At 71.5% G+C, this 18587-nt stretch carries 18 protein-coding genes; 11 read left to right on the top strand and 7 right to left on the bottom strand.

What is annotated here, in order from left to right:
• The first annotated feature begins 6 nt into the window (after positions 1-6).
• Positions 7-807, top strand: coding sequence for a 4'-phosphopantetheinyl transferase family protein (locus tag ACWDZ4_RS33145; RefSeq protein WP_451512097.1), 801 nt, complete (start codon positions 7-9; stop codon positions 805-807).
• A 12-nt stretch (positions 808-819) separates the two neighbouring features.
• The gene (locus ACWDZ4_RS33140) at positions 820-1794 is read left to right on the top strand and encodes a TauD/TfdA family dioxygenase (protein ID WP_451512104.1); all 975 of its coding nucleotides are present in this window, start codon (positions 820-822) and stop codon (positions 1792-1794) included.
• A gap of 70 nt (positions 1795-1864) precedes the next feature.
• On the opposite strand, the gene ACWDZ4_RS33135 is transcribed toward ACWDZ4_RS33140, so the two are convergent.
• The 3 genes from ACWDZ4_RS33135 to ACWDZ4_RS33125 all read right to left on the bottom strand — a co-directional run bounded on the left by ACWDZ4_RS33135 (position 1865) and on the right by ACWDZ4_RS33125 (position 5826).
• Positions 1865-2521 carry a class I SAM-dependent methyltransferase gene (locus ACWDZ4_RS33135; RefSeq protein ID WP_451512096.1) on the bottom strand — a complete coding sequence of 219 codons (657 nt, stop codon included), beginning with the start codon at positions 2519-2521 and terminating at the stop codon, positions 1865-1867.
• 81 nt (positions 2522-2602) lie between these two features.
• Entirely contained in the window at positions 2603-5098 is a 2496-nt protein-coding gene (locus ACWDZ4_RS33130) for an FtsX-like permease family protein (protein ID WP_451512095.1), read from the bottom strand.
• Positions 5092-5826 carry an ABC transporter ATP-binding protein gene (locus tag ACWDZ4_RS33125; RefSeq protein ID WP_451512094.1) on the bottom strand — a complete coding sequence of 245 codons (735 nt, stop codon included), beginning with the start codon at positions 5824-5826 and terminating at the stop codon, positions 5092-5094. The genes ACWDZ4_RS33130 and ACWDZ4_RS33125 overlap by 7 nt, the downstream gene beginning before the upstream one ends.
• Positions 5827-6069: 243 nt before the next feature.
• Here ACWDZ4_RS33125 and ACWDZ4_RS33120 point away from each other — a divergent pair, with 243 nt between their 5' ends.
• Positions 6070-6837 (top strand): thioesterase II family protein, encoded by a 768-nt coding sequence (locus ACWDZ4_RS33120; RefSeq protein WP_451512093.1) that lies wholly within the window; start codon positions 6070-6072, stop codon positions 6835-6837.
• Positions 6838-6864: 27 nt separating this feature from the next.
• On the opposite strand, the gene ACWDZ4_RS33115 is transcribed toward ACWDZ4_RS33120, so the two are convergent.
• Positions 6865-7482, bottom strand: a complete 618-nt coding sequence (locus tag ACWDZ4_RS33115; RefSeq protein ID WP_451512092.1) for a DedA family protein — start codon at positions 7480-7482, stop codon at positions 6865-6867.
• A 193-nt stretch (positions 7483-7675) separates the two neighbouring features.
• Between ACWDZ4_RS33115 and ACWDZ4_RS33110 the strand changes: the two genes are divergently transcribed.
• Both ACWDZ4_RS33110 and ACWDZ4_RS33105 read left to right on the top strand, forming a co-directional pair.
• A complete protein-coding gene (locus tag ACWDZ4_RS33110) occupies positions 7676-8962 on the top strand; it encodes a sensor histidine kinase (RefSeq protein ID WP_451512091.1) in 1287 nt (428 codons plus the stop codon).
• Positions 8962-9606, top strand: coding sequence for a response regulator transcription factor (locus ACWDZ4_RS33105; RefSeq protein ID WP_451512103.1), 645 nt, complete (start codon positions 8962-8964; stop codon positions 9604-9606). Before ACWDZ4_RS33110 ends, ACWDZ4_RS33105 begins: the two co-directional genes overlap by 1 nt.
• 30 nt (positions 9607-9636) lie before the next feature.
• Here the strand turns inward: ACWDZ4_RS33105 and ACWDZ4_RS33100 are convergent, their stop codons facing one another.
• Positions 9637-10629: a LuxR C-terminal-related transcriptional regulator gene (locus ACWDZ4_RS33100; protein WP_451512090.1), complete on the bottom strand. Its 993-nt coding sequence runs from the start codon at positions 10627-10629 to the stop codon at positions 9637-9639.
• A 267-nt stretch (positions 10630-10896) separates the two neighbouring features.
• On the opposite strand from ACWDZ4_RS33100, the gene ACWDZ4_RS33095 reads away from it, so the two are divergent.
• Positions 10897-11142 (top strand): hypothetical protein, encoded by a 246-nt coding sequence (locus ACWDZ4_RS33095; protein ID WP_451512089.1) that lies wholly within the window; start codon positions 10897-10899, stop codon positions 11140-11142.
• Positions 11143-11283: 141 nt separating this feature from the next.
• On the opposite strand, the gene ACWDZ4_RS33090 is transcribed toward ACWDZ4_RS33095, so the two are convergent.
• Positions 11284-12675, bottom strand: a complete 1392-nt coding sequence (locus ACWDZ4_RS33090) for a hypothetical protein (RefSeq protein WP_451512088.1) — start codon at positions 12673-12675, stop codon at positions 11284-11286.
• Positions 12676-13036: 361 nt separating this feature from the next.
• Here ACWDZ4_RS33090 and ACWDZ4_RS33085 point away from each other — a divergent pair, with 361 nt between their 5' ends.
• The 4 genes from ACWDZ4_RS33085 to ACWDZ4_RS33070 all read left to right on the top strand — a co-directional run bounded on the left by ACWDZ4_RS33085 (position 13037) and on the right by ACWDZ4_RS33070 (position 17547).
• The gene (locus ACWDZ4_RS33085; RefSeq protein WP_451512087.1) at positions 13037-13246 is read left to right on the top strand and encodes a hypothetical protein; all 210 of its coding nucleotides are present in this window, start codon (positions 13037-13039) and stop codon (positions 13244-13246) included.
• On the top strand, positions 13243-15573 hold the full coding sequence (locus tag ACWDZ4_RS33080; RefSeq protein WP_451512086.1) for a TOMM precursor leader peptide-binding protein: 2331 nt from the start codon (positions 13243-13245) through the stop codon (positions 15571-15573). The genes ACWDZ4_RS33085 and ACWDZ4_RS33080 overlap by 4 nt, the downstream gene beginning before the upstream one ends.
• Before the next feature lie 122 nt (positions 15574-15695).
• A complete protein-coding gene (locus ACWDZ4_RS33075; RefSeq protein ID WP_451512085.1) occupies positions 15696-16877 on the top strand; it encodes a sensor histidine kinase in 1182 nt (393 codons plus the stop codon).
• Between the two features lie 61 nt (positions 16878-16938).
• Positions 16939-17547 (top strand): response regulator transcription factor, encoded by a 609-nt coding sequence (locus ACWDZ4_RS33070; protein ID WP_451512084.1) that lies wholly within the window; start codon positions 16939-16941, stop codon positions 17545-17547.
• A gap of 34 nt (positions 17548-17581) precedes the next feature.
• Here the strand turns inward: ACWDZ4_RS33070 and ACWDZ4_RS33065 are convergent, their stop codons facing one another.
• The gene (locus ACWDZ4_RS33065) at positions 17582-18217 is read right to left on the bottom strand and encodes an NADH oxidase (protein ID WP_451512083.1); all 636 of its coding nucleotides are present in this window, start codon (positions 18215-18217) and stop codon (positions 17582-17584) included.
• Between the two features lie 184 nt (positions 18218-18401).
• Here ACWDZ4_RS33065 and ACWDZ4_RS33060 point away from each other — a divergent pair.
• Positions 18402-18587: hypothetical protein (locus ACWDZ4_RS33060; protein WP_451512082.1), on the top strand; the 186-nt coding region annotated here is incomplete at its 3' end.

Below are 18587 nucleotides of genomic sequence, written 5' to 3'. Positions count from 1 at the left end.
GGCCCGGTGAACACCACCACCGGGCGGGAGTACGGCGCACTGGGGGACAGCGGCGGCGTCCACGTCTGGCAGGGCACGACCGACGGGCCGCCGCCGGTCGCCGGCCTCCAGCTGCTCTCCGCCGCGGAGCGCGCGGTGATGCGCCGCCGGCCGCGGGCCGAGGGCCTGCGGTACGCGGGCGCGCACATCGCCGTACGCCGGGTCCTGTCCCGGTACCTGGGGGTGCCGCCGGCCGGGATCCGGTTCGGCACCAGGCCCTGTCCCTGGTGCGCGGACCCCGACCACGGCAGACCCGTCGTGGTCGGGCCGCCCACAGCGCTCGATTTCAACCTCTCCCACGCGGGGCCGCACTGGGTCCTCGCGGTGACCACCGCGGGCCGGGTCGGCGTCGACGTGGAGGACGGACGATCGGGGAGCCCGGCCGGCGCCGCCTCCCTGGTCATGTCCGAGTCCGAACTGACCCATCTGGACAGCCTCGTGGACGACGGTGCGCGGCAGGCCGCCTTCCTCCGGTGCTGGACCCGCAAGGAGGCAGTGGTGAAGGCGATCGGAACCGGCATCACAGCGGATCTCAAAGCCCTGGAGGTCCGGCCCGAACAGCCGGGCCCCCTCGTCGTGCGGGGCAGCGGACCGGCGGGCGCCGACGACTGGCTGGTCCAGGACGTGCCCGGCGGGCGCGGCCTCTTCGTGGCGCTCGCCCGGCCCGCCGGCAGCACCGGCCCCGTAGTGCTGCGCGATCCGCGCAGCCCGGAGCGCTCGGCCGCGCTGCCGGGCACCCACTCCATCCTCGAACCCTTCCGCTCCTGAAGGAGCTGACGCATCATGACGAGCCCATCGATCACTGTGCCCACCACGGCCGGCCCGGCCGGCTACCTGCCCCGCGTGTACGAGGCCCCCGGCCCCGGCTGCGAGGTCGGCGAGTTCATCGCCCGCAACCGGCCGGAGATCCGCGCCGCCCTGACCGAGCGGGGAGCCGTGCTCCTGCGCGGCTTCCAGGTCGGCGGGGTGGACGGCTTCAACGGCTCGGTGCACGCCCTGTCCGGGATGCCGCCCCTGACGTACGCGGAGCGCTCGTCCCCGCGGAGCACCATCAAGGGGCAGGTCTACACCTCGACCGACTACCCGGCGGACGAGGAGATCTTCCTGCACAACGAGAACTCCTACCAGGCGGTCTGGCCCCACACGCTGTACTTCTTCTGCATCGAGCCGGCCCACTCCCTGGGGGCCACGCCCCTCGCGGACATCCGCCGGGTGTACGCGGCCCTCGACCCCGACGTACGGGAGGAGTTCACCCGGCGCCGCTGGCGCGTGGTGCGCAACTTCCACCAGGACTTCGGGGTCCCGTGGCAGCAGGCCTTCAACACCGGCGACCGGGACGCGGTCGCCGCGTACTGCCGGGACAAGGGCATCGGTGTGGAGTGGACCGAGAGCGGTCTGCGGACCACCGCGGTCCGGGACGCCGTCCACCGCCACCCGGTGACGGGCGAGCCGGTGTGGTTCAACCACATCACGTTCTTCCACGTCAGCACGCTCGGCGCCGACGTCAGGGAGGGGCTGGAGGAGATCTTCGCGCCCGAGGACCTGCCGACCAACTCCTACTACGGGGACGGGGCGCCGATCCCCGACGACGTGGTGGCGCACCTGCGCCAGTGCTACCGGGACGCCAGTACCCGTTTCGACTGGGAGCGGCACGACATCCTGGTGGTCGACAACATGCTCGCCGCGCACGCGCGGGAGCCGTTCACCGGACCGCGCAAGATCGCGGTGGCGATGGCCGAGCCGTCCGCGGGCTGAACGGCGAAGAGCACGACCGAGTCCGCCGCCGCACCGGAAGGTGCGGCGGCGGACTCGGTCGGTGTGCCGGTCAGCGGTGGCCGGCCAGGCCCGCCCACGGCTTCGAGGCGCACGAACAGCGCCCGCCGCGCTGCCCGTACAGGCGGCCGATCGGCTTGATGTCCCGCGGCCGCCTGCTGTGGTAGACGAACGCCGGGGGGATGTTGCCCCACACCGTGCGTCCCGCCACCACCTCCTCGAAGCTCACGCCGAGCATCCGGCGGAACCGCCGGGCCGGCGCGAGCCGCATCGCGTGCACGTACCCGAAGGTCGTGAACGCGCCGTCCGCCGGGAGCACGTCCCGGACCGCGCAGAGGGTCTCGTGCTGCACGTCCGCGGGGAGGGAGACCCACGGCAGGCCGCTGATGACGACGTCCGCCGCGGCGTGACCGCGCTCGGCGAGCAGCCGGGGCAGCCGGGCCGCCTCGGCGGTCACCACCTCGACCCGGGGGAAGCGCCGGCTCAGGGCGGAGGCCAGCCGCGGGTTGATCTCGACCGCCACGTGGTGACCACGACCGCCCAGCAGCTCCTGGATCATTCCGGTGAAGGCCCCTGTCCCCGGGCCGAGTTCGACGACCACGGGGTCGCCCGCCTCGGGCACGGGCGCGGCCACCGCCGCGGCGAGTCTGCGCGAACTCGGCGCCACCGCACCGATCTGCAGGGGTGACCGCAGAAACTCATGGAGCATCACACCGGTATCGCTCGTCAACGCGCTCTGCCTCTCGAAATCATGTACTGATGACCGTTGCCGGCCCTGCCGGTTCCCGGACTACTCCCGCATGCCGGCCAGTTCGACCGGCCGGGTGCGCAGCGCGAGCGACGCGGGCAGTACGGCGGACACGGTGGCCAGTACGGCGCTGGCCGCGACCACGGCGCCGATGGTCCCCCAGGGCACGACGACCGCCGACCAGACGCCGAGCAGCCCCAGCGCGCCCCACACACCGAGCAGGTTCAGTACGGACACGGCGCCGCCGATCACGGCGCCCACCGCCACCACCACCAGCGCCTCCACCGCGACCAGCCGCAGGACCTGCGGTGCGGTCGCCCCGGTGAGGCGGAGCACCGCGAGGTCGCGCACCCGGTCGGAGGTGGCCATCACCAGGGTGTTGGCCAGGGCGATCCCGGTGTAGACGAGGGCGATTCCCAGGATCATCAGCAGGCCCAGGCGGGTGTTCTCGCTGGAGCGCGGGTAGTGCTCCGTCACCCACTCGCTCTTCGTGAGCACCTCGGTGCCGCTCGCCCGGCCCGCCTCGCGCAGCTCCGCCGCGACCGCCGAGCGGTCGGCGCCGTCCTCGACCTTGACGTCGACACGGTCGACGCCGGCGCCGGCGGCGTTGCGCGGCGTCAGGTACACCCCGTTGCTGCCGGTGCCGGTGCCGAGTACCGCGGCCACCCTGAGCGAGACCTTGCGGCCGTCGCCGAGCCAGACACCGACCTGCTGTCCGACGGTACTGACCAGCCACTCCTCGTTGACGATGATGCTCCTGTCGTCGAGGTCGGTGATCCTGCCCGCCACCACGGGCAGGCTGGACACGGCGGCCAGCGCGGCCGGATCCACCGCCTTGGCCTCGGACCTGATCAGCGCCGTGCCCTCTTCGAGGACCGTCACCCCGGTGGAGCGCGACGCGCTGACCGCGGCGCCCGGGATGCGCCCGGCCCGCTCCACGAACTCCGGGGAGAGGGCGCGGCCTTCGCCGGCCGGGGAGACCACGAAGTCGGCGGCCGTCTGGTTCCCCGCCTCGGTGGCCTTGGCCTCGTTGATGGTGGCCACCGTCCCCATCAGGGAGGCGGCCAGCGCGACGGTGATGATGACGGGGGCGGCCACGGCGGCGGTCCTGCGCACCCCGGCGGCCGCGTTCTCCCTGGCCAGTACGCCGGTGGCACCGGGCAGCCGGGCCGGCAGCCAGGTCATGAGCCGGGCCAGCGGCCGCACCAGGACCGGTGCGAGCAGGGCGAACCCGACGATCAGCAGCATCGGCTGGGTGATGTACGTCTTGCGTTTGAGGACGTCCCCGGGGTCGGAGACGAGCGCCATGACGAGCAGCCCGACCCCGGTCAGCAGTACGGCCGCGCCCGTCAGCCAGCGGCTCAGCGGCATCGCCCGGCTGTCGACGGCCGATTCGCGCAGCGCCTCGGTCGGCCCGACCTTCCCGGCCCGGTAGGAGGAGACCAGCACACCGGCCATGGCCACGACCAGTCCGGTCCAGAAGGCCGTGTGCAGCGGCCAGGTCTGGTCGCCGATGGCGAACCAGTGCGGCGCGATCTTCACGTCGACCATCCAGGCGGCGAGCCGGGGCGCTCCGGCGGCGCCCAGCCAGCAGCCCGCGGCCGAGGCCAGCACGCCGATGACGACGGCTTCGGCGTACACCATCCGCCGTACCTGGCCCGGTGTGGCGCCCGCCGTGCGGAGCAGGCCGAACTCGCGCCTGCGCTGGGCCACGGCGAAGGAGAAGGTCGAGGCCACCACGAAGACGGAGACGAAGCCGGTGATGGCGGCGGCCGTGCCCAGCAGCGCGTTGACCGAGACCAGGGCCTCGGCGTCGCGGTCCGGATCGGGATCGGCCCTGCGCCGGTCGTCACCCGTGAGGACCACCATGCCGGTGCTCCCGCCGGCCACCGCGGTGACCGCCTCCGCGTCCGCGTGCACCACGACGGCGTCGATGGGCGGGGAGATCCTGGCGGCCTCGGCGCCGGTGAAGAACACCGCGGTCTCGAAGCCCGCGGGCCGTACGGTGCCGACCACGGTCCTGGTGCCGGTGCCCGCGGAGGTGCCGACCTCGATCCGGTCGCCCGTACCCACATCGGCGCCGGGACCCGCCGTGACGACCACCTCGCCGGGCGCTGAGGGGGCGCGTCCGCCGGAGAGCCGGTAGGGAGTGGCATCCGCGACCGGCCACGGGTGGCCGACGGCCGCCCCGCCGTCGGCGGCCAGGTTCACGTCCCCGACGTCCACCGGGAAGGTCCGGTCCTCGACCGTACGGCCGAGCGGGGCGAGTTCGGCGGCCAGCTTCGCGGGCACCGAGCGGGGGTTGTCGAGGGGCTGTGTCCGGATGCCGATCGGTGTGTCGACCCGCAGCCGGTCCGACGCCTGGACCACCACGGGGGCCGCGGCGAACCGCTCGGGTCCCCGGTCGGGGGCGCTGAACGTGGCCGCGAGCGCGAGTCCGGTGGTCGCGATGAGCCCCACGCCCAGGGCCAGGGCGACGAAGGAGCCGACGAAGGTGACCCAGCGGGTCCGCATGCCGCGCAGCGCGAGACTCAGCACGGGACCGCCGCCAGCTTCGTCATGCGCGCGGCGATCTGCTCGGCGGCCGGAGAGTACAGCTCGTCCCGCACCCGGCCGTCGGCCAGGAACAGCACCCGGTCGGCGTAGGAGGCGGCGACCGGGTCGTGCGTCACCATGATCACCGTCTGGCCGCCGTCGACCATCGAGCGGAGCATGGACAGCACCTCCCGGCTGGTGGTGGAGTCCAGCGCACCGGTCGGCTCGTCGCCGAAGAGCACCTCCGGGCGGGTGACCAGGGCGCGGGCCAGCGCCACGCGCTGCTGCTGGCCGCCGGACATCTCGCTGGGCCGGTGCCCGGCGCGCTCGCGCAGTCCCACCCGCTCCAGCACCTCCAGTACGTGGGCCCGCTTGGGCCGGCGCCCGGCCAGCCGCAGCGGGAGCGCCACGTTCTGCTCCGCGGTGAGCGAGGGGAGCAGGTTGAAGGCCTGGAAGACGAAACCGATCCGCTTGCGGCGCAGCAGCGTCAGCTGGGTCTCGCTGAGCCGGGTCAGGTCGGTGTCGCCCAGGAACACCTGGCCGCTGGTCGGCCGGTCCAGACCCGCGGTGCACTGGAGGAGGGTCGACTTGCCGGAGCCCGAGGGCCCCATGATGGCGGTGAAGGTGCCCTGGGGAATGTCCAGACTGACCCGGTCCAGCGCGGTCACCGCGCTGGCGTCTTTACCGTAGGACCGGGTGACCGAACTGAGCCGGACGGCTGCTTGATTCATGGTGTCCACTCAATAGGGCCCGCGCTTCCGACACATCGGAGCGGAGCGGAATCTTGGTGGTGGAGGTAGCTCCACCCTCCTGTGCACGATGTCTGCACCCGCGCGGAAAAGGCAGCGAACCAGCGGGCAGGAACCTGCGACGGCAGCAGCCTGCACGCGCGTGAAAGCCCCACGGCCCGCCACCTCCACGGATCATGACGCGTGCAAGGTCGTGACATCAGACGCTGTGAGAGGTGGGTTCGCGTGACGGTCATCGACGCCGACAGGGGGAGCCGGTGGTTCCGGAGGCACCGGCGGGCCGGGGCGGCACGGGCCCGGCTGGTCTGCTTCCCGCATGCGGGCGGTACGGCGACCCTGTTCCACACCTGGCCGGGGCGCATCCCCGGCGATGTCGAACTGCTCGCCACCCAGTACCCGGGCCGGCAGGAGCGGTTCGCCGAACCGTGCGTCGAGGACATGGCGGAGCTGGCCGACCGGATCACCGGCGCGCTGGAGCCCGTACTCGCCGGACCGAAGCCGCTGCCCCTGGTCCTGTTCGGGCACAGTCTCGGCTCCGCGGTCGCCTACGAGGTGGCCCGTCGCCTCGACGAACGGCACGGCATCGTCGCGGACCGCGTCATCGTGTCGGGACGCGGCGCGCCCCACCTCGAACGCGGCGGGAACCTGCACCTGCTGGACGACGACCGGCTCATCGCCTCGGCACGGCGGCTGGGCGACCTGGCCTCGTCCGTCTACGACGATCCCGACCTGAGGCCGCTGCTGCTTCCCTCGCTGCGCGGCGACTTCCGGCTGATCGAGTCGTACCGGCCGCACCGGCCGGCCGCCCTGCGGGCACCGATCACCGCGGTGGGCGGCGACGCCGACCCGGGGTGCCGGGTCGGTGAACTGGAGTCCTGGTCGGAGCTGACCACGGCCGGGTTCGAGACCCGGGTGTTCCCCGGCGACCACTTCTACCTGGTGCCCGCGGAGGCGGAGCTGCTGGCGTTCCTCAGCGAGCGCCTGTCAACTTGACCCGGCCCCCACGCCCACGGCTCACGCCTACGACGCGACGGCCGCAGCGCCGCGCCGCAGCGACAGCAGCGGCGGAAGCGACGTGGTGACCAGCAGCAGCACCGAGGCCGCGACCAGTACGCCGGACCCGCCCCACTGCTGCCACGAACTCCCCGCCAGAAGACCCAGCGCCACACAGGACGGAGCCCACAGCAGGCTGCCGAGGACCGACCAGCCCAGGTACGGGCCCCAGGGCACCCGCACGGTGCCGCACATGACGGGGACCATCGTCCGGAGCGCCACGTTGAACCGGCCGAGCAGCACGGCCCGGCCGCTGTACGTACTGACGGCACTCAGCGCGGCCCGGTACTTGCGCGATTCCGTGACCCGGGCCGGCAGGCCGGCCGCGAGCCGGCCGCCCCACACCCGTCCGACGGCATGACCGAGCAGATTGCCCGCCACCGCACCGAGCACCGCGGCCAGGAGCGCACCGGCCAGCGGAAGACTGCCCTGGTGCGTGAGCACCCCGCTCACCACCAGGGCCGTCTGGGAAGGAAGCAGCATGCCCAGCACAGGCAGTACCGGCTCCACCGTGGGCAGCAGGAAGACGATGACCAGCGTCAGCCAGACCGGCACGGTGGACAACTGGGCCTGGAGCCAGTCCATTCGGATCCCCTCAGCGTCGGGCGGCCCCGGAGTGCGGGGCGGGAGCAGTCGGCTGCTCACTGCCTCAAGGAGACCCGGTCGGCCGGGTCCGGCACATTGCAACTGGGAGGACTCTTCCGGGAGAGGCAGTGCCCACCCGGAAGGTGGAGCTAGCTGGGTGGTCCGCCCGCACGGCGTTTCGTAGCGTGCCCTCATGCCCTCCTCCAGCCTCTGGCAGGCACTCCCACAGCGTCGTTACGTCCTCAGCAGCTGGCCGTGGCGCGCGGCGCTCTACCTGCTGACCAGCGTGGCGCTCGGCATCGTCACGCTGGCCACGCTGCTCCTGCTCGCCGTCGCGGGCAGTGTGCTCACGGTGGTCCTGATCGGCGTGCCCCTGCTGCTCACCCTCGTACTCACCGGGGTTCCGCTGGCCGCGCTGGAGCGCCGCCGGCTCCGGCTGATCGACTCCGGCCCGTTCCCCGGACCGCACCGCGAACCGGCCGGCACCGGGCTGTCCTCCTGGCTGCGCACCCGGATCCAGGAGCGTTCCACCTGGCGGGAACTGGGCTACGCGCTGCTGTTCGCCTTCCTGCTGTGGCCCCTGGAGGCACTCGTCGTGGGCACGGTGCTCACGGTCTGCGGCGGTCTGATCGCCACCCCCGCGATGATGGCGGCGGGCGGCGACGGGGAAGCGCGCGTACTCAAGCTCTGGCTCGCCGACTCCTACCCGGAGGCATTCGCCGCGCTGCTGGCCGGGGTGCTGCTCCTCCCCCTGCTCGCCTATCCGCTGGGCGTACTGGCCGCCGGACGCGCCGTACTGACCAGGCAGCTGCTCTCCGTCCCCGAGAGCGGGCTCGACTCGCGCGTACAGGAGCTGGGCCGTTCCCGGATGCGTCTGGTGGACGCCTTCGAGGCGGAGCGCCGCCGTATCGAGCGCGATCTCCACGACGGGGCCCAACAGCGCCTCGTCGCCCTGTCCATGACGCTGGGTCTGGCCAGGCTCGAAAGCCCCGCCGAGCCGCTGGGCGGCCTGCTGGCCAAGGCGCACGAGGAGGCGGGGGTCGCACTGGTGGAGATCAGGGAACTGATCCGGGGCATCCACCCCCAGATCCTCACCGACCGGGGCCTGGAGGCCGCCGTCGAGGACATCGCCGACCGCTCGGCGGTCCCGGTGGACGTGAGTTTCGACCTGCCGGGACGCCTGCTCGAAGCCGTGGAGACCGCGGTCTACTTCGCGGTCTGCGAGGCCCTGGCCAATGTCGCGAAGCACAGCAGGGCCACCCGGGCACGGGTGACCGGACGGGCCGAGAAGGGCCGGCTGACCGTGGAGGTGGAGGACGACGGGGTGGGCGGTGCCGACACGGTCGACGGGACGGGGCTCCAGGGGGTGGCCGATCGCATCTCGGTGCTCGGGGGCCACCTGCTAGTGTCCAGTCCGCCCGGCGGGCCCACCGTGTTCCGCCTGCAAGTCCCCTGCTCACCCGCCCGATCGAGGACATGATGTTGCGCATCGTACTGGCCGAGGACAGCGTGCTCCTGCGGGAGGGCCTGGTCGGTCTGCTGGAGCGATTCGGTCATCAGGTGGTGGCAGGGGCCGGAACCGCCGAGGAGCTGACCGCGGCGGTCGCCGAGCACCGCCCGGACATCGTGGTGACCGATGTCCGCATGCCGCCCGGCTTCTCCGACGAAGGGCTGCGCGCCGCGATCAGCCTGCGCAAGCAGCAGCCGGACCTGCCCATCCTGGTGCTCAGCCAGTACGTCCAGCGCGCCTACGCCGAGGACCTGCTCGACTCGTCGGACGGTACGAGCGTCGGCTACCTGCTCAAGGAACGCATCGGCAACGTCGAGGAGTTCATCGACGCCCTGCACCGGGTCGCCGACGGCGCCACGGTGGTGGACCCCGAGGTGGTCAGACAGCTGATCCGGCACCGCCGCGACCCCATGGCGAGGTTGACCGCCCGCGAGCAGGAAGTGCTGGCCCTGATGGCGGAAGGCAAGTCCAACGCCTCCATCGCCGCGGCCCTGACCGTCAGTGAGGGAACGGTCAGCAAGCACTTCGGCAGCATCCTCACCAAGCTCGACCTCAACCTGTCCGACTCCACGAACCGCCGGGTCCTGGCGGTACTCGCCTACTTGCGCGGGTGATCCGCGCCGCCCGCGTCCTTCCCCCGGCCCTCAGACCGCGAGCCAGCCGCGCTGCGCGGCCAGCGCGCCCAGCTGGAACCGGCTGCGGGCGCCGAGCCGGCTCATCAGCTCGGCGGTGATCCGGCGGCTGGTGCGTACGGACACGCCGAGTTTGCGGGCGATGACCTCGTCGGTGAGTCCACTGGCGAGCAGCCCCAGTACGGCACTCTCCTGATCGGCCAGGGCGCTGTCGGTGTTCCGGCAGCGGTCCTCGCCGAACCGGGCCGCCAGCCGCCAGACGTGTTCGAACAGCGCCTGCAACGCGGCGACCGGCCCCGCTCCGGACAGCAGGAGGGCGCCCCGGTCCGGATCGTTGGGATCGACCGGAACCAGCGCCACCCGCCGGTCCCAGATGATCATCCGTAGCGGCAGGTGGGCGACGGTCCTGACCTGGCCGCCCTGCTCGCCGAGCCACTGGGCGTACTCACTGGTCGGCCGGTCGTTGCGGATGCTGTCCTGGTAGACGGACCTGACCCGTACGGACCGCTCCAGCAGCATGAGGTCCAGCGCCCTGGCCTCCCGCAGGCTCTCCGCCGACTGCGCGCCCCCCGGCAGGAAGACCTCCACCTCTTCGCGGCACTCGTGGCCGGCCTTCTCGATCCATGCCTGGACCGCGTCCGCGCCACTGGCCAGTTTCACCGTGCCGGGGGCGAGTCTGCCCTCCTCCTCCCGGTAATCGGCGATCAGCCGGGCGGCCGCGAGCTTGCTCGCCGAAAGGGACTGCTGGAGTTTCAGCAGTTCCATCTCCTGGGACTGAATGAGCATTTTGAGTCCCAGTTCCGGATCCACCAGGCGGGTGGAACCGCGGTTCTCCCAGGACGGACGTACCAGCGAAAGCTCGGAAAGCTCCTCAAGCGCGGTGGAAACCCGGTCGACGGACCAGCCGAACTGCTCCGCCATCACCTGTATTTCTGCCTTCGGTTCTTTGAGCAGGGTGCGATAGGCGTATTCCGCATCCTGGCCCAGGCCGATCTCCTTGAGCATGCTGTTCCCCCTCCGCCACGGTGCCCACCCCGTATGGGCCGATCCGTTCCCTTGATTCGCACTGCATCACTTCGCCGGCCGAGCCGGTCCCCCCGGGGTTCGACCCGGTCCCTGCCGTCTTCACATCGGGAGCCTAGCCGCAGGTTTTTTCGGCTCATTTTTATGCGGCTTCCCCTGCGGAAAATCAGGGAAAAATTAAGCCAAAAATTGGGTGGGGTACGGTTTGGACCAGAACGAACGAAGCAGCTTCTGAGGGGGATCTCAAGAATGCGTAACAACAGAAATTTCTTCGCGGCGGTCATCGGTGCGGCCTGCTTGAACGTCCTTCTGTTCACCGGCACGGCGAATGCGGAAGCCGACCTGCCCTGGACCCTCTCGGTCCCCACGGCGGTCACGACGCTCACCGTGACGGTGGGCGCGGAGGACGACCTGCCCTGGACCGGACCCACCCCGGCGCCGGCGCCGGCCGATGAGGCCGGGAGCCTGGACGGCGACCTGCCCTGGACGAAGTAACACACCACACCTACAAGGCGTCGACCGAGGTGGTCCCAGGGGGAACCGTCGGCCGACGCCTTGCGCGTTCGGGCTCGTGGAGGGGGCGGCGCGCGTACCCGCCCCGGCCCACCGCTCTGGCCGTTCTGGCCGTTCTGGCCGTCAGGAGCGGATGCGCAGCCCCGTGCCTCTCAGGCAGAGGGCGACGTTGCGCACGGCGGCAGTGAGTTCCTCGATCACCTTGGCGGCCTGGTCCGCGTCGTGGAGGGCCGACCGGTCGACCTGGGTGAGGCCGAGTTCCTCCGTGAGCCGGCGTACCGCCTCGATGTTCTGGAGGGAGATCATGGGCGCCGCCGCGTCGGCGGGGGGCGCCGGGCGGGGCGGCGACTCCGGGTCCGGGTGGTCGATGGGGGACGAGTGGTGCATGCGGGTGACCGGACGGACCCCGGACTCCTCGTACCCCGCGCGTTCCTGGCTGCCCATGGGGCCCTGGTGCGCCGGAGCGGCGAAGGGGGCGGCGGGCGCGGGGTTCGCATGGCTTGCGTGGCTTGCGTGGCTTGCGTGGCTTGCGTGGCTTGCGTGGCTTGCGTGGCTTGCGGGGTTCACATGATTCATCTGGTCCGCATGATTCATGTGGTTCGCGTGAGACGTATCGGACGCCAGGCGGGGCACCGCCTGTTCGAAGAGCGTCGCGCCGCCGGCCGGCGGTTCGTGACGCACCTCCGGGAGTCCGGAGCGGCGGGTCTCCGCGCCGTCCGCCGCCGGGTGGTTCCAGTCCGCCGGCTGTGCGGAATGTGCGGGCCTCGCCCGCGGCAGCACGAAGCCTTCGCTGTCCGCGAGCCCGAGGGCGAAGACCGGCTGGGACATGGCGGGCGGGTATTCGGCCATCCACTGGGCGCGGTAGCAGTCGACCTGGTCCGCACAGGCGGTCCGCGCGTGGAAGACCGCACTCCCGTCCTCCCGGTCGGGGTACCAGAGGTTGGGCCCGGGGAAGCGCACCGTCCGCATCCGGGGCTTGATGTGCTCCGCGCACCCGATGCAGCAGTCGGGCGGGACGATGAGGGTGACGCCTCCGTTGTGCTCGGGCCGCCGGGGGCCGCCCTCCCACCGGTACTCCCCGTTGTGGCAGGGGGGCAGTTCGCCGCAGGCCCGGCAGACGGAGTAGTGCTCCGGCAGGACCTGCCAGTCGTGGGACGCCGGTGCGCACCAGTGCTTCGGAGCGGACCGGGGGAGGTTCTCGTTGCGCAGCACCAGGACGATGGGGCGCTTGTAGAAGTCCGCCCGCGCGGGGGCCTCCGTGGCCGGCTGCCCGTTGGCCCGGTGCAGGCTTTCGGAGTGCTTCCACAGCTCGACGTGATCACGCCAGGCTTTCTCGTACGACTTGGGCCACGGGTCGCGGTACCCGTGGATTTCGAGGATCCGCCAGGGCTGCCGGTCGACGACGACGATGTGACCCGCTCGCAGGCGAAGGTGCGTACCGTCGTCGGCCTCTTCGGGCCAGTCGATCCGACCGATGCGAATGGGCTGATCGGGGAGCCATTCGCTGACGTGCATCACATGCTCCTCAACAACCAAGTTCTATCGACTGAATAGTTACTGGTAGTCTTGAGGACTTTGCACATAAAGCGTCCCAGCCACGCATGTACCGCCCGATTAATACCCGTACAGACCAATACCTCCAGTATCTCCCCCCTGAGAGCGGTCCTCAAGCAAGCCGAACGTGTGACGCGGGGTCACTCTCGTGAGGGAAGCCCTCAGATTTCCCCTGACGCCGTCCCTCCGGCGCGGCCCGCCCCGGGGCCCATGAGAACTTCACCCCGCGCCAGTGACGGCGACACTGTCTGAAGTCCCCTCCGCGGACAAGGATGACGGCTGAAAAGGAACCCCAGGAGCGCCACGGAAGGACACCACGACCATGACCATGACCATGACCAACATCATGATTGACCGCGTCACGTCCGTCGACATGTCCCCTGCGCACCCCGCCCGGCCGTCGCGGCCGCGCCTTGTGATCGAGAACCTGGACGGTGCGTACGAGCAGGGCGTCACGCTGTTCTCCATCTGCATCATCGCCGTGCCGTCGACCGAGCGCTCCCCCCTGGCCGCAGGGCAGTTCGCGGCATGACCGTCGTGGGGGAGCAAGAGGTATGGCCGACGCCGGGGGGCACGGCCGCACGGGTGGGATTCAAACTCCATCTCCAGCCCACCGTCGTCCCCGGAGAGGGGGCCTACCTGGTGTCGCGGCGCGGGGTCACCGCCCTGCACGGCGAGCACGCCGAACTCCTGGTGCCGCTGCTGGACGGCACGCGTGACCTGGGCGGCGTGCTGCGGGCGGCCGCGCCGGTGCTCGGCGCCGAAGAAGTCATGGCCTCCGTACGCGAGTTGCTGGGGGCCGGCCTGCTGCGCTTCCACCCGGAAGCCGGGACGCCCGCTCCTGCGGCCGGCCCGCTCGCCGGCGACGACCGCGCCGCCGAGGCCTACTGGGACCTCGCGGGACTGGACGGCGGTACGGCGGTGGCGAGGCTGCGGCACGCCGGCGTACGGATCCAGGCCGTCACCGGCATCGACACGGAGGCGGTGTCGGCCGCGTGCCGCGCTTCCGGGATGGCGGTGGCCCCCGCGGGGCAGGACGCCGATTTCTCACTGGTGCTCTGCGACGACTACCTCTCGCCGGAGCTGCGCGAGATCGACGCCGCTCACCGCGCGGAGGACAGACCCTGGCTCATCGCCAAGGTCTGCGGCGCCGACCCCTGGGTGGGGCCGGTGTTCCAGCCGCGGAGCGGCCCGTGCTGGTCCTGTCTGGCGGCCCGGCTGGTGGGCCACCGCCGCTCCGAGTGGCCGGTGCGGCGGGCACTCGGCGACGCGGGACCGCTCACCAGGCCCGTCGCCTCCCTGGCGGCGGGCCGTTCCATCGCCCTGCACCTGGCCGTACTGGAAATGGCGAAATGGGCAGCCGGCGTCCGCCACGGTTCCGAGGGCGTCCTGCACACACTCGACACCCTCCGCCTGCGCACCCGGGAGCACCGGGTGGCCCGGCTTCCGCAGTGCCGGGTGTGCGGTGATCCCGGCATCGTCGCCGAGCGGGCCCGCAGGCCCTTCGTGCCCGTCTCGCGGCCCAAGGCCCCGCAGGCATCGGGCGGCCACCGGGCGTTCACACCGGAGCAGATGCTCGCCCGGTACGGCCATCTCGTCGACCCGGTGACCGGGATCGTCAAGGAGATCCGTCGCGCTCCCCGCACGCCGGAAGGCATCAACTCCTATGTCTCCGGCCACAACCTGGCGATCGGCCACCACACCCTGGCCGGGCTGCGCGCGGGACTGCGGGCCCTCAGCGGCGGCAAGGGCCTCACCGACACGGAGGCCCGGGTCAGCGCCCTGTGCGAAGCGGTGGAGCGGTACAGCGGCACCCGGCACGGCGACGAGCCGGTGGTGCGGGACACGTACCGCGCCCTGGGCCAGGACGCCGTACACCCCCATGACTGCCAGCTCTACGACGAGCGGCAGTTCCGCGACCGGGCCGGGTGGAACGCGCGGATGTCGCACTTCCAGCACGTGCCCGAGCGGTTCGACGAGGAGCGGCCGACCGACTGGACGGCCGTGTGGTCCCTGACGGCCGGCGTCCAGCGGCTGCTCCCCACGTCGATGCTGTACTTCTCCCAGGGCGGTCCCGCGCCGGACGGACTGCACGCCGACTCCAACGGCAACGCGGCGGGCAGCAGCCCCGAGGACGCCCTGGTACAGGGGTTCCTCGAAGTCGTCGAGCGCGACGCCGTGGCGCTGTGGTGGTACAACCGCACACGGCAGGCCGGGGTCGACGTCGACGCGTTCGCCGAGCCGTACGCCGATGTCATGCGGGAGGCGTGCCACCGGCTCCGTCGCGAACTGTGGGTGCTCGACCTCACCTCGGACTTCGGCATCCCGGTGATGGCCGCGCTGTCACGGCGTACCGACAAGCCCGCCGAGGACGTGATCTTCGGGTTCGGAGCCCACTTCGACCCGCGGCTGGCGCTGCGCAGGGCCCTGAGCGAGATGGGCCAGCTGCTGCCCGCGGTGTGCGAGGCGCGGGCGGACGGCACGGGATACGCGATCGGCGACCCGGAGCCGCTCGGCTGGTGGCAGAACGCGACGGTCGCCAACCAGCCCTACCTGCGGCCCGACGGCGCGCCGCCCGCCCGTACGCCGGAGAGCTGGGCCTATGTGCCGCGTGCGGACCTGCTGGACGATGTCACCACGATCACCGGGCTGGTCCGGGACCGCGGCATGGAACTGCTGGTGCTCGACCAGAGCAGGCCCGACCTCGGCATCCCGGTGGTGAAGGTGCTCGTGCCCGGGATGCGGCACTTCTGGGCGCGGCTGGCGCCCGGCCGGCTGTACGACGTTCCGGTGGCGCTGGGCCGGCTGGCCGGGCGTACACCGTACGAAGGGCTCAACCCCGTCCCGCTCTTCGTCTGAGCGTCGGATCTCCGCCCGGGTACCGAACCGTACAACTGCCCGAACTTCACGCTATTTCCACGGCCTTCACATACCATCCCGAGAAAGTGCGCACACTGTTGCGAGAAGAGGCCGTGCGAACGATGGACAGTCACGACCACCCGCAGACCGCGGACGAACCACGGAGAAGAGGGGGCCCGGACAGTTCGCCGTCCGGCCGCAGCCGCGATCTTCCGGCCCCCCGCCTGGCACGCACCATCCTCCTTGCCGTACTGCTGAGTTACACCCTCATCACGGTGCTCAACATCCTCGACGCCGGGCTCTCCTCCCCGGCCGTCGCGGCGGCCGTCGCGGCGCTGCTGGCGATCCTCGGACTGCAGCTCACGCACTCGGCGACGGGCGCCGACCGGGCCCCGCTGCCCCGCAGGTGCCTCTCGCTGGGCGCACAGGCCCTGCTCACCTACCTGCCGATCGTGAGCCTCCGTGCCGAGTGGGGATCCATGGCCGGTTTCCTCGCCGCCTCATTGCTGTTGCTGCTGCGCCCGCCGGTGGCCTGGACGATGTACGGGGCGGTCGGGCTGAGCATGCTGGTGCCGCCGGTGCTCGACGGGCGGCCGGTCGCCGACAGCGTGTACCTGTGCCTGTCGACCCTCATCACCGGCCTCGTCGTGTACGGGCTCTCCCGGCTCGCCGAGCTCGTACAGGAAGTCCACGCCACCCGCGGTGAACTCGCCCACCTGGCCGTGACCAGCGAACGCCTGCGCTTTTCCAGGGACTTGCACGACCTGCTGGGCTTCAGCCTCTCGGCGATCACGCTGAAGAGCGAACTGATCAACCGGCTCATCCCGACCCACCCCGAGCGGGCGATGAGCGAGATCGAGGAGGTCCTCTCCATCTCACGGCAGTCGCTGGCCGACGTCCGCCGGGTCGCCAGCGGCTTCCGGGAGATGTCCTTGGAACAGGAGATCAAATCCGCGCAGTCGGTGCTCGGCGCGGCCGACATAGAAGTACGGGTGGAGGTGTCCCTCGGGAGGATCAGCCCGCAGTCCGACACCGTCCTGGCCACCGCCCTGCGGGAAGCCGTCACCAATCTGCTGCGGCACAGCAAGGCGGACCACTGCGCCGTCGAGGCGGTGCGACAGCACGGCCGCGTACGCCTGTCCGTGATCAACGACGGCGTCGACCCCGCCTACCGCGACTTGTCCCCGCACAGCGGCAGCGGACTCGGAAACCTGGAGTCCCGGCTGCGCTCGGTCGGCGGAAGCCTCACGTCCGGGCGCGCGGAAGACCGTACGTTCCGCCTGGTGGCCGAAGCTCCCGCATAACCCGCGGGCCCTCCCCTTGGTACGATCCCGCGAACCTGACACTGCAGACGGGGGCGGCTCAGTGATACGGATACTCCTCGCCGAGGACATGCACATGGTCCGGGGCGCTCTGGTCGCGCTGTTGAATCTCGAAGACGACTTCGAAGTGGTCGCGGAGGTCGAGCGCGGGGACGAGATCGTCGGCACGGCGCTCAAGCACCGGCCGGACGTGGCGATCATCGACATCGACCTTCCCGGCCTCGACGGGCTCTCCGCCGCCACCCGGCTGCGGGAGCAGCTGCCCCAGTGCCCGACCCTCATCCTCACCAGCCTCGGCCGCCCCGGCACCCTGCGCAGGGCCCTCACCGCCCGGGTGTCCGGCTACCTCCTCAAGGACTCCCCGCCCAAGGAACTCGCCGCGGCCGTACGGCGGGTGGCCGCCGGGCACCGGGCCATCGATCCGCACCTCGCACTGGCCGCCTGGGGCGGATCGGAGAATCCGCTCACGGAGCGGGAGACCGAGGTGCTGCGCCTGACCGCCGAGGGCGCCGAAGCACCGGAGATCGCCTCGCTGCTGCATCTGTCGACAGGCACGGTACGGAACTACCTGACGACCGTCGTGGCCAAACTCAACGCGCGCAACCGGGTCGACGCGATCCGTCTGGCGCGGGAGTCCGGCTGGCTGCTGTGAGCCCGCCCGGCACGCCGGGCGCATGGGGCACGCCCTAGGGAGACGTACCGGCACTCCTTGCCGGTGCCGTCATTCCGGCGGCGGCCAGATAACGCAGGATGCCCTCGGTGACCTCGGGCGGCAGCGGAAGCGCCGCTGACGCCTCGTCGGGGGTGACGGCCCAGGCCAGCGTGGAGGCCACCCACGCCGCTTCCGGCCGGTGCAGCACCACGCGGTGCAGGGAAGCGGCGGACCGTACGACGACCCCGGGCTCCTCCAGCGTCAACGACACGTCCTTGCGCAGTCTGAGGTGGCTCTGGGCGGCCAGCCGCACGGGTGCGAAGCTCGCATGGCGGGAGGCCGGGGACACCGAGAGCAGCGGGCCTTTGAGATCGTCGAGGCCCAGGGTGCGCACGACCAGGTGCGAGAGCCGGCTGAGCGTCGGCGGCGGCACCGGACAGGCGTCTGCCTCGAAGTCGCCGTTCGCGGCCACCGCCTCGACGTTGGCCGGCAGCACCGGCCCCAGTTCCATCCGGCGCAGGGCCTCGCGGAGGAACGGGTCGGGGTGCTCGATCCGCTCCGTGCCGAAGCGGCCCGACAGTACGAGTTCTTCGCCTGCCCCCGCCTTGACGACGACGTCCTCACTCAGCGACCACAGATGGAGCATCTGCCTCCCTGCGAGGTGCGGCATGACGAGCGTCCTTCCTGTGTGGTGACGGTCGAGTATCCGGCAGTCGCGAAGAAGGGCAACAGCCACTGGGTCACGCGTCACGCATGAACATTTCACATACACGGACCGGCTTTGGCCGGTCACAAGAGGGGACCCATACCGTCGGCGGCAGCCAGCCAGCGGCATCGACGGAAGGGGGCGGCCGGTGGCCGTTCACGTATCGGAAAACACCCCTGCGGGACCTCCCGGCGGAGGTGGAGGTGGAGGCGGAGGTGGAGGCGGAGCCGGCAAGGAGATCCGTCGTCTGGATCGGGTGGTGATCCGTTTCGCGGGTGATTCCGGTGATGGTATGCAGCTCACGGGTGATCGTTTCACGTCGGAGACGGCGGCG

This window comes from Streptomyces sp. NPDC003016 (genome assembly GCF_053591455.1).
This window is presented reverse-complemented; position numbering and strand designations above follow the sequence as displayed.

What these genes read in the sequence shown, in the direction of transcription:
- ACWDZ4_RS33100 (WP_451512090.1), bottom strand. Translation starts at nt 10,629, where the DNA reads ATGCTCAAGGAGATCGGCCTGGGCCAGGATGCGGAATACGCCTATCGC.
- ACWDZ4_RS33115 (WP_451512092.1), bottom strand. Translation starts at nt 7,482, where the DNA reads ATGGACTGGCTCCAGGCCCAGTTGTCCACCGTGCCGGTCTGGCTGACG.
- ACWDZ4_RS33135 (WP_451512096.1), bottom strand. Translation starts at nt 2,521, where the DNA reads ATGCTCCATGAGTTTCTGCGGTCACCCCTGCAGATCGGTGCGGTGGCG.
- ACWDZ4_RS33080 (WP_451512086.1), top strand. Translation starts at nt 13,243, where the DNA reads ATGACCGTCGTGGGGGAGCAAGAGGTATGGCCGACGCCGGGGGGCACG.
- ACWDZ4_RS33125 (WP_451512094.1), bottom strand. Translation starts at nt 5,826, where the DNA reads ATGAATCAAGCAGCCGTCCGGCTCAGTTCGGTCACCCGGTCCTACGGT.
- ACWDZ4_RS33105 (WP_451512103.1), top strand. Translation starts at nt 8,962, where the DNA reads ATGTTGCGCATCGTACTGGCCGAGGACAGCGTGCTCCTGCGGGAGGGC.
- ACWDZ4_RS33090 (WP_451512088.1), bottom strand. Translation starts at nt 12,675, where the DNA reads ATGCACGTCAGCGAATGGCTCCCCGATCAGCCCATTCGCATCGGTCGG.
- ACWDZ4_RS33095 (WP_451512089.1), top strand. Translation starts at nt 10,897, where the DNA reads ATGCGTAACAACAGAAATTTCTTCGCGGCGGTCATCGGTGCGGCCTGC.
- ACWDZ4_RS33110 (WP_451512091.1), top strand. Translation starts at nt 7,676, where the DNA reads ATGCCCTCCTCCAGCCTCTGGCAGGCACTCCCACAGCGTCGTTACGTC.
- ACWDZ4_RS33085 (WP_451512087.1), top strand. Translation starts at nt 13,037, where the DNA reads ATGACCATGACCATGACCAACATCATGATTGACCGCGTCACGTCCGTC.
- ACWDZ4_RS33065 (WP_451512083.1), bottom strand. Translation starts at nt 18,217, where the DNA reads ATGCCGCACCTCGCAGGGAGGCAGATGCTCCATCTGTGGTCGCTGAGT.
- ACWDZ4_RS33075 (WP_451512085.1), top strand. Translation starts at nt 15,696, where the DNA reads ATGGACAGTCACGACCACCCGCAGACCGCGGACGAACCACGGAGAAGA.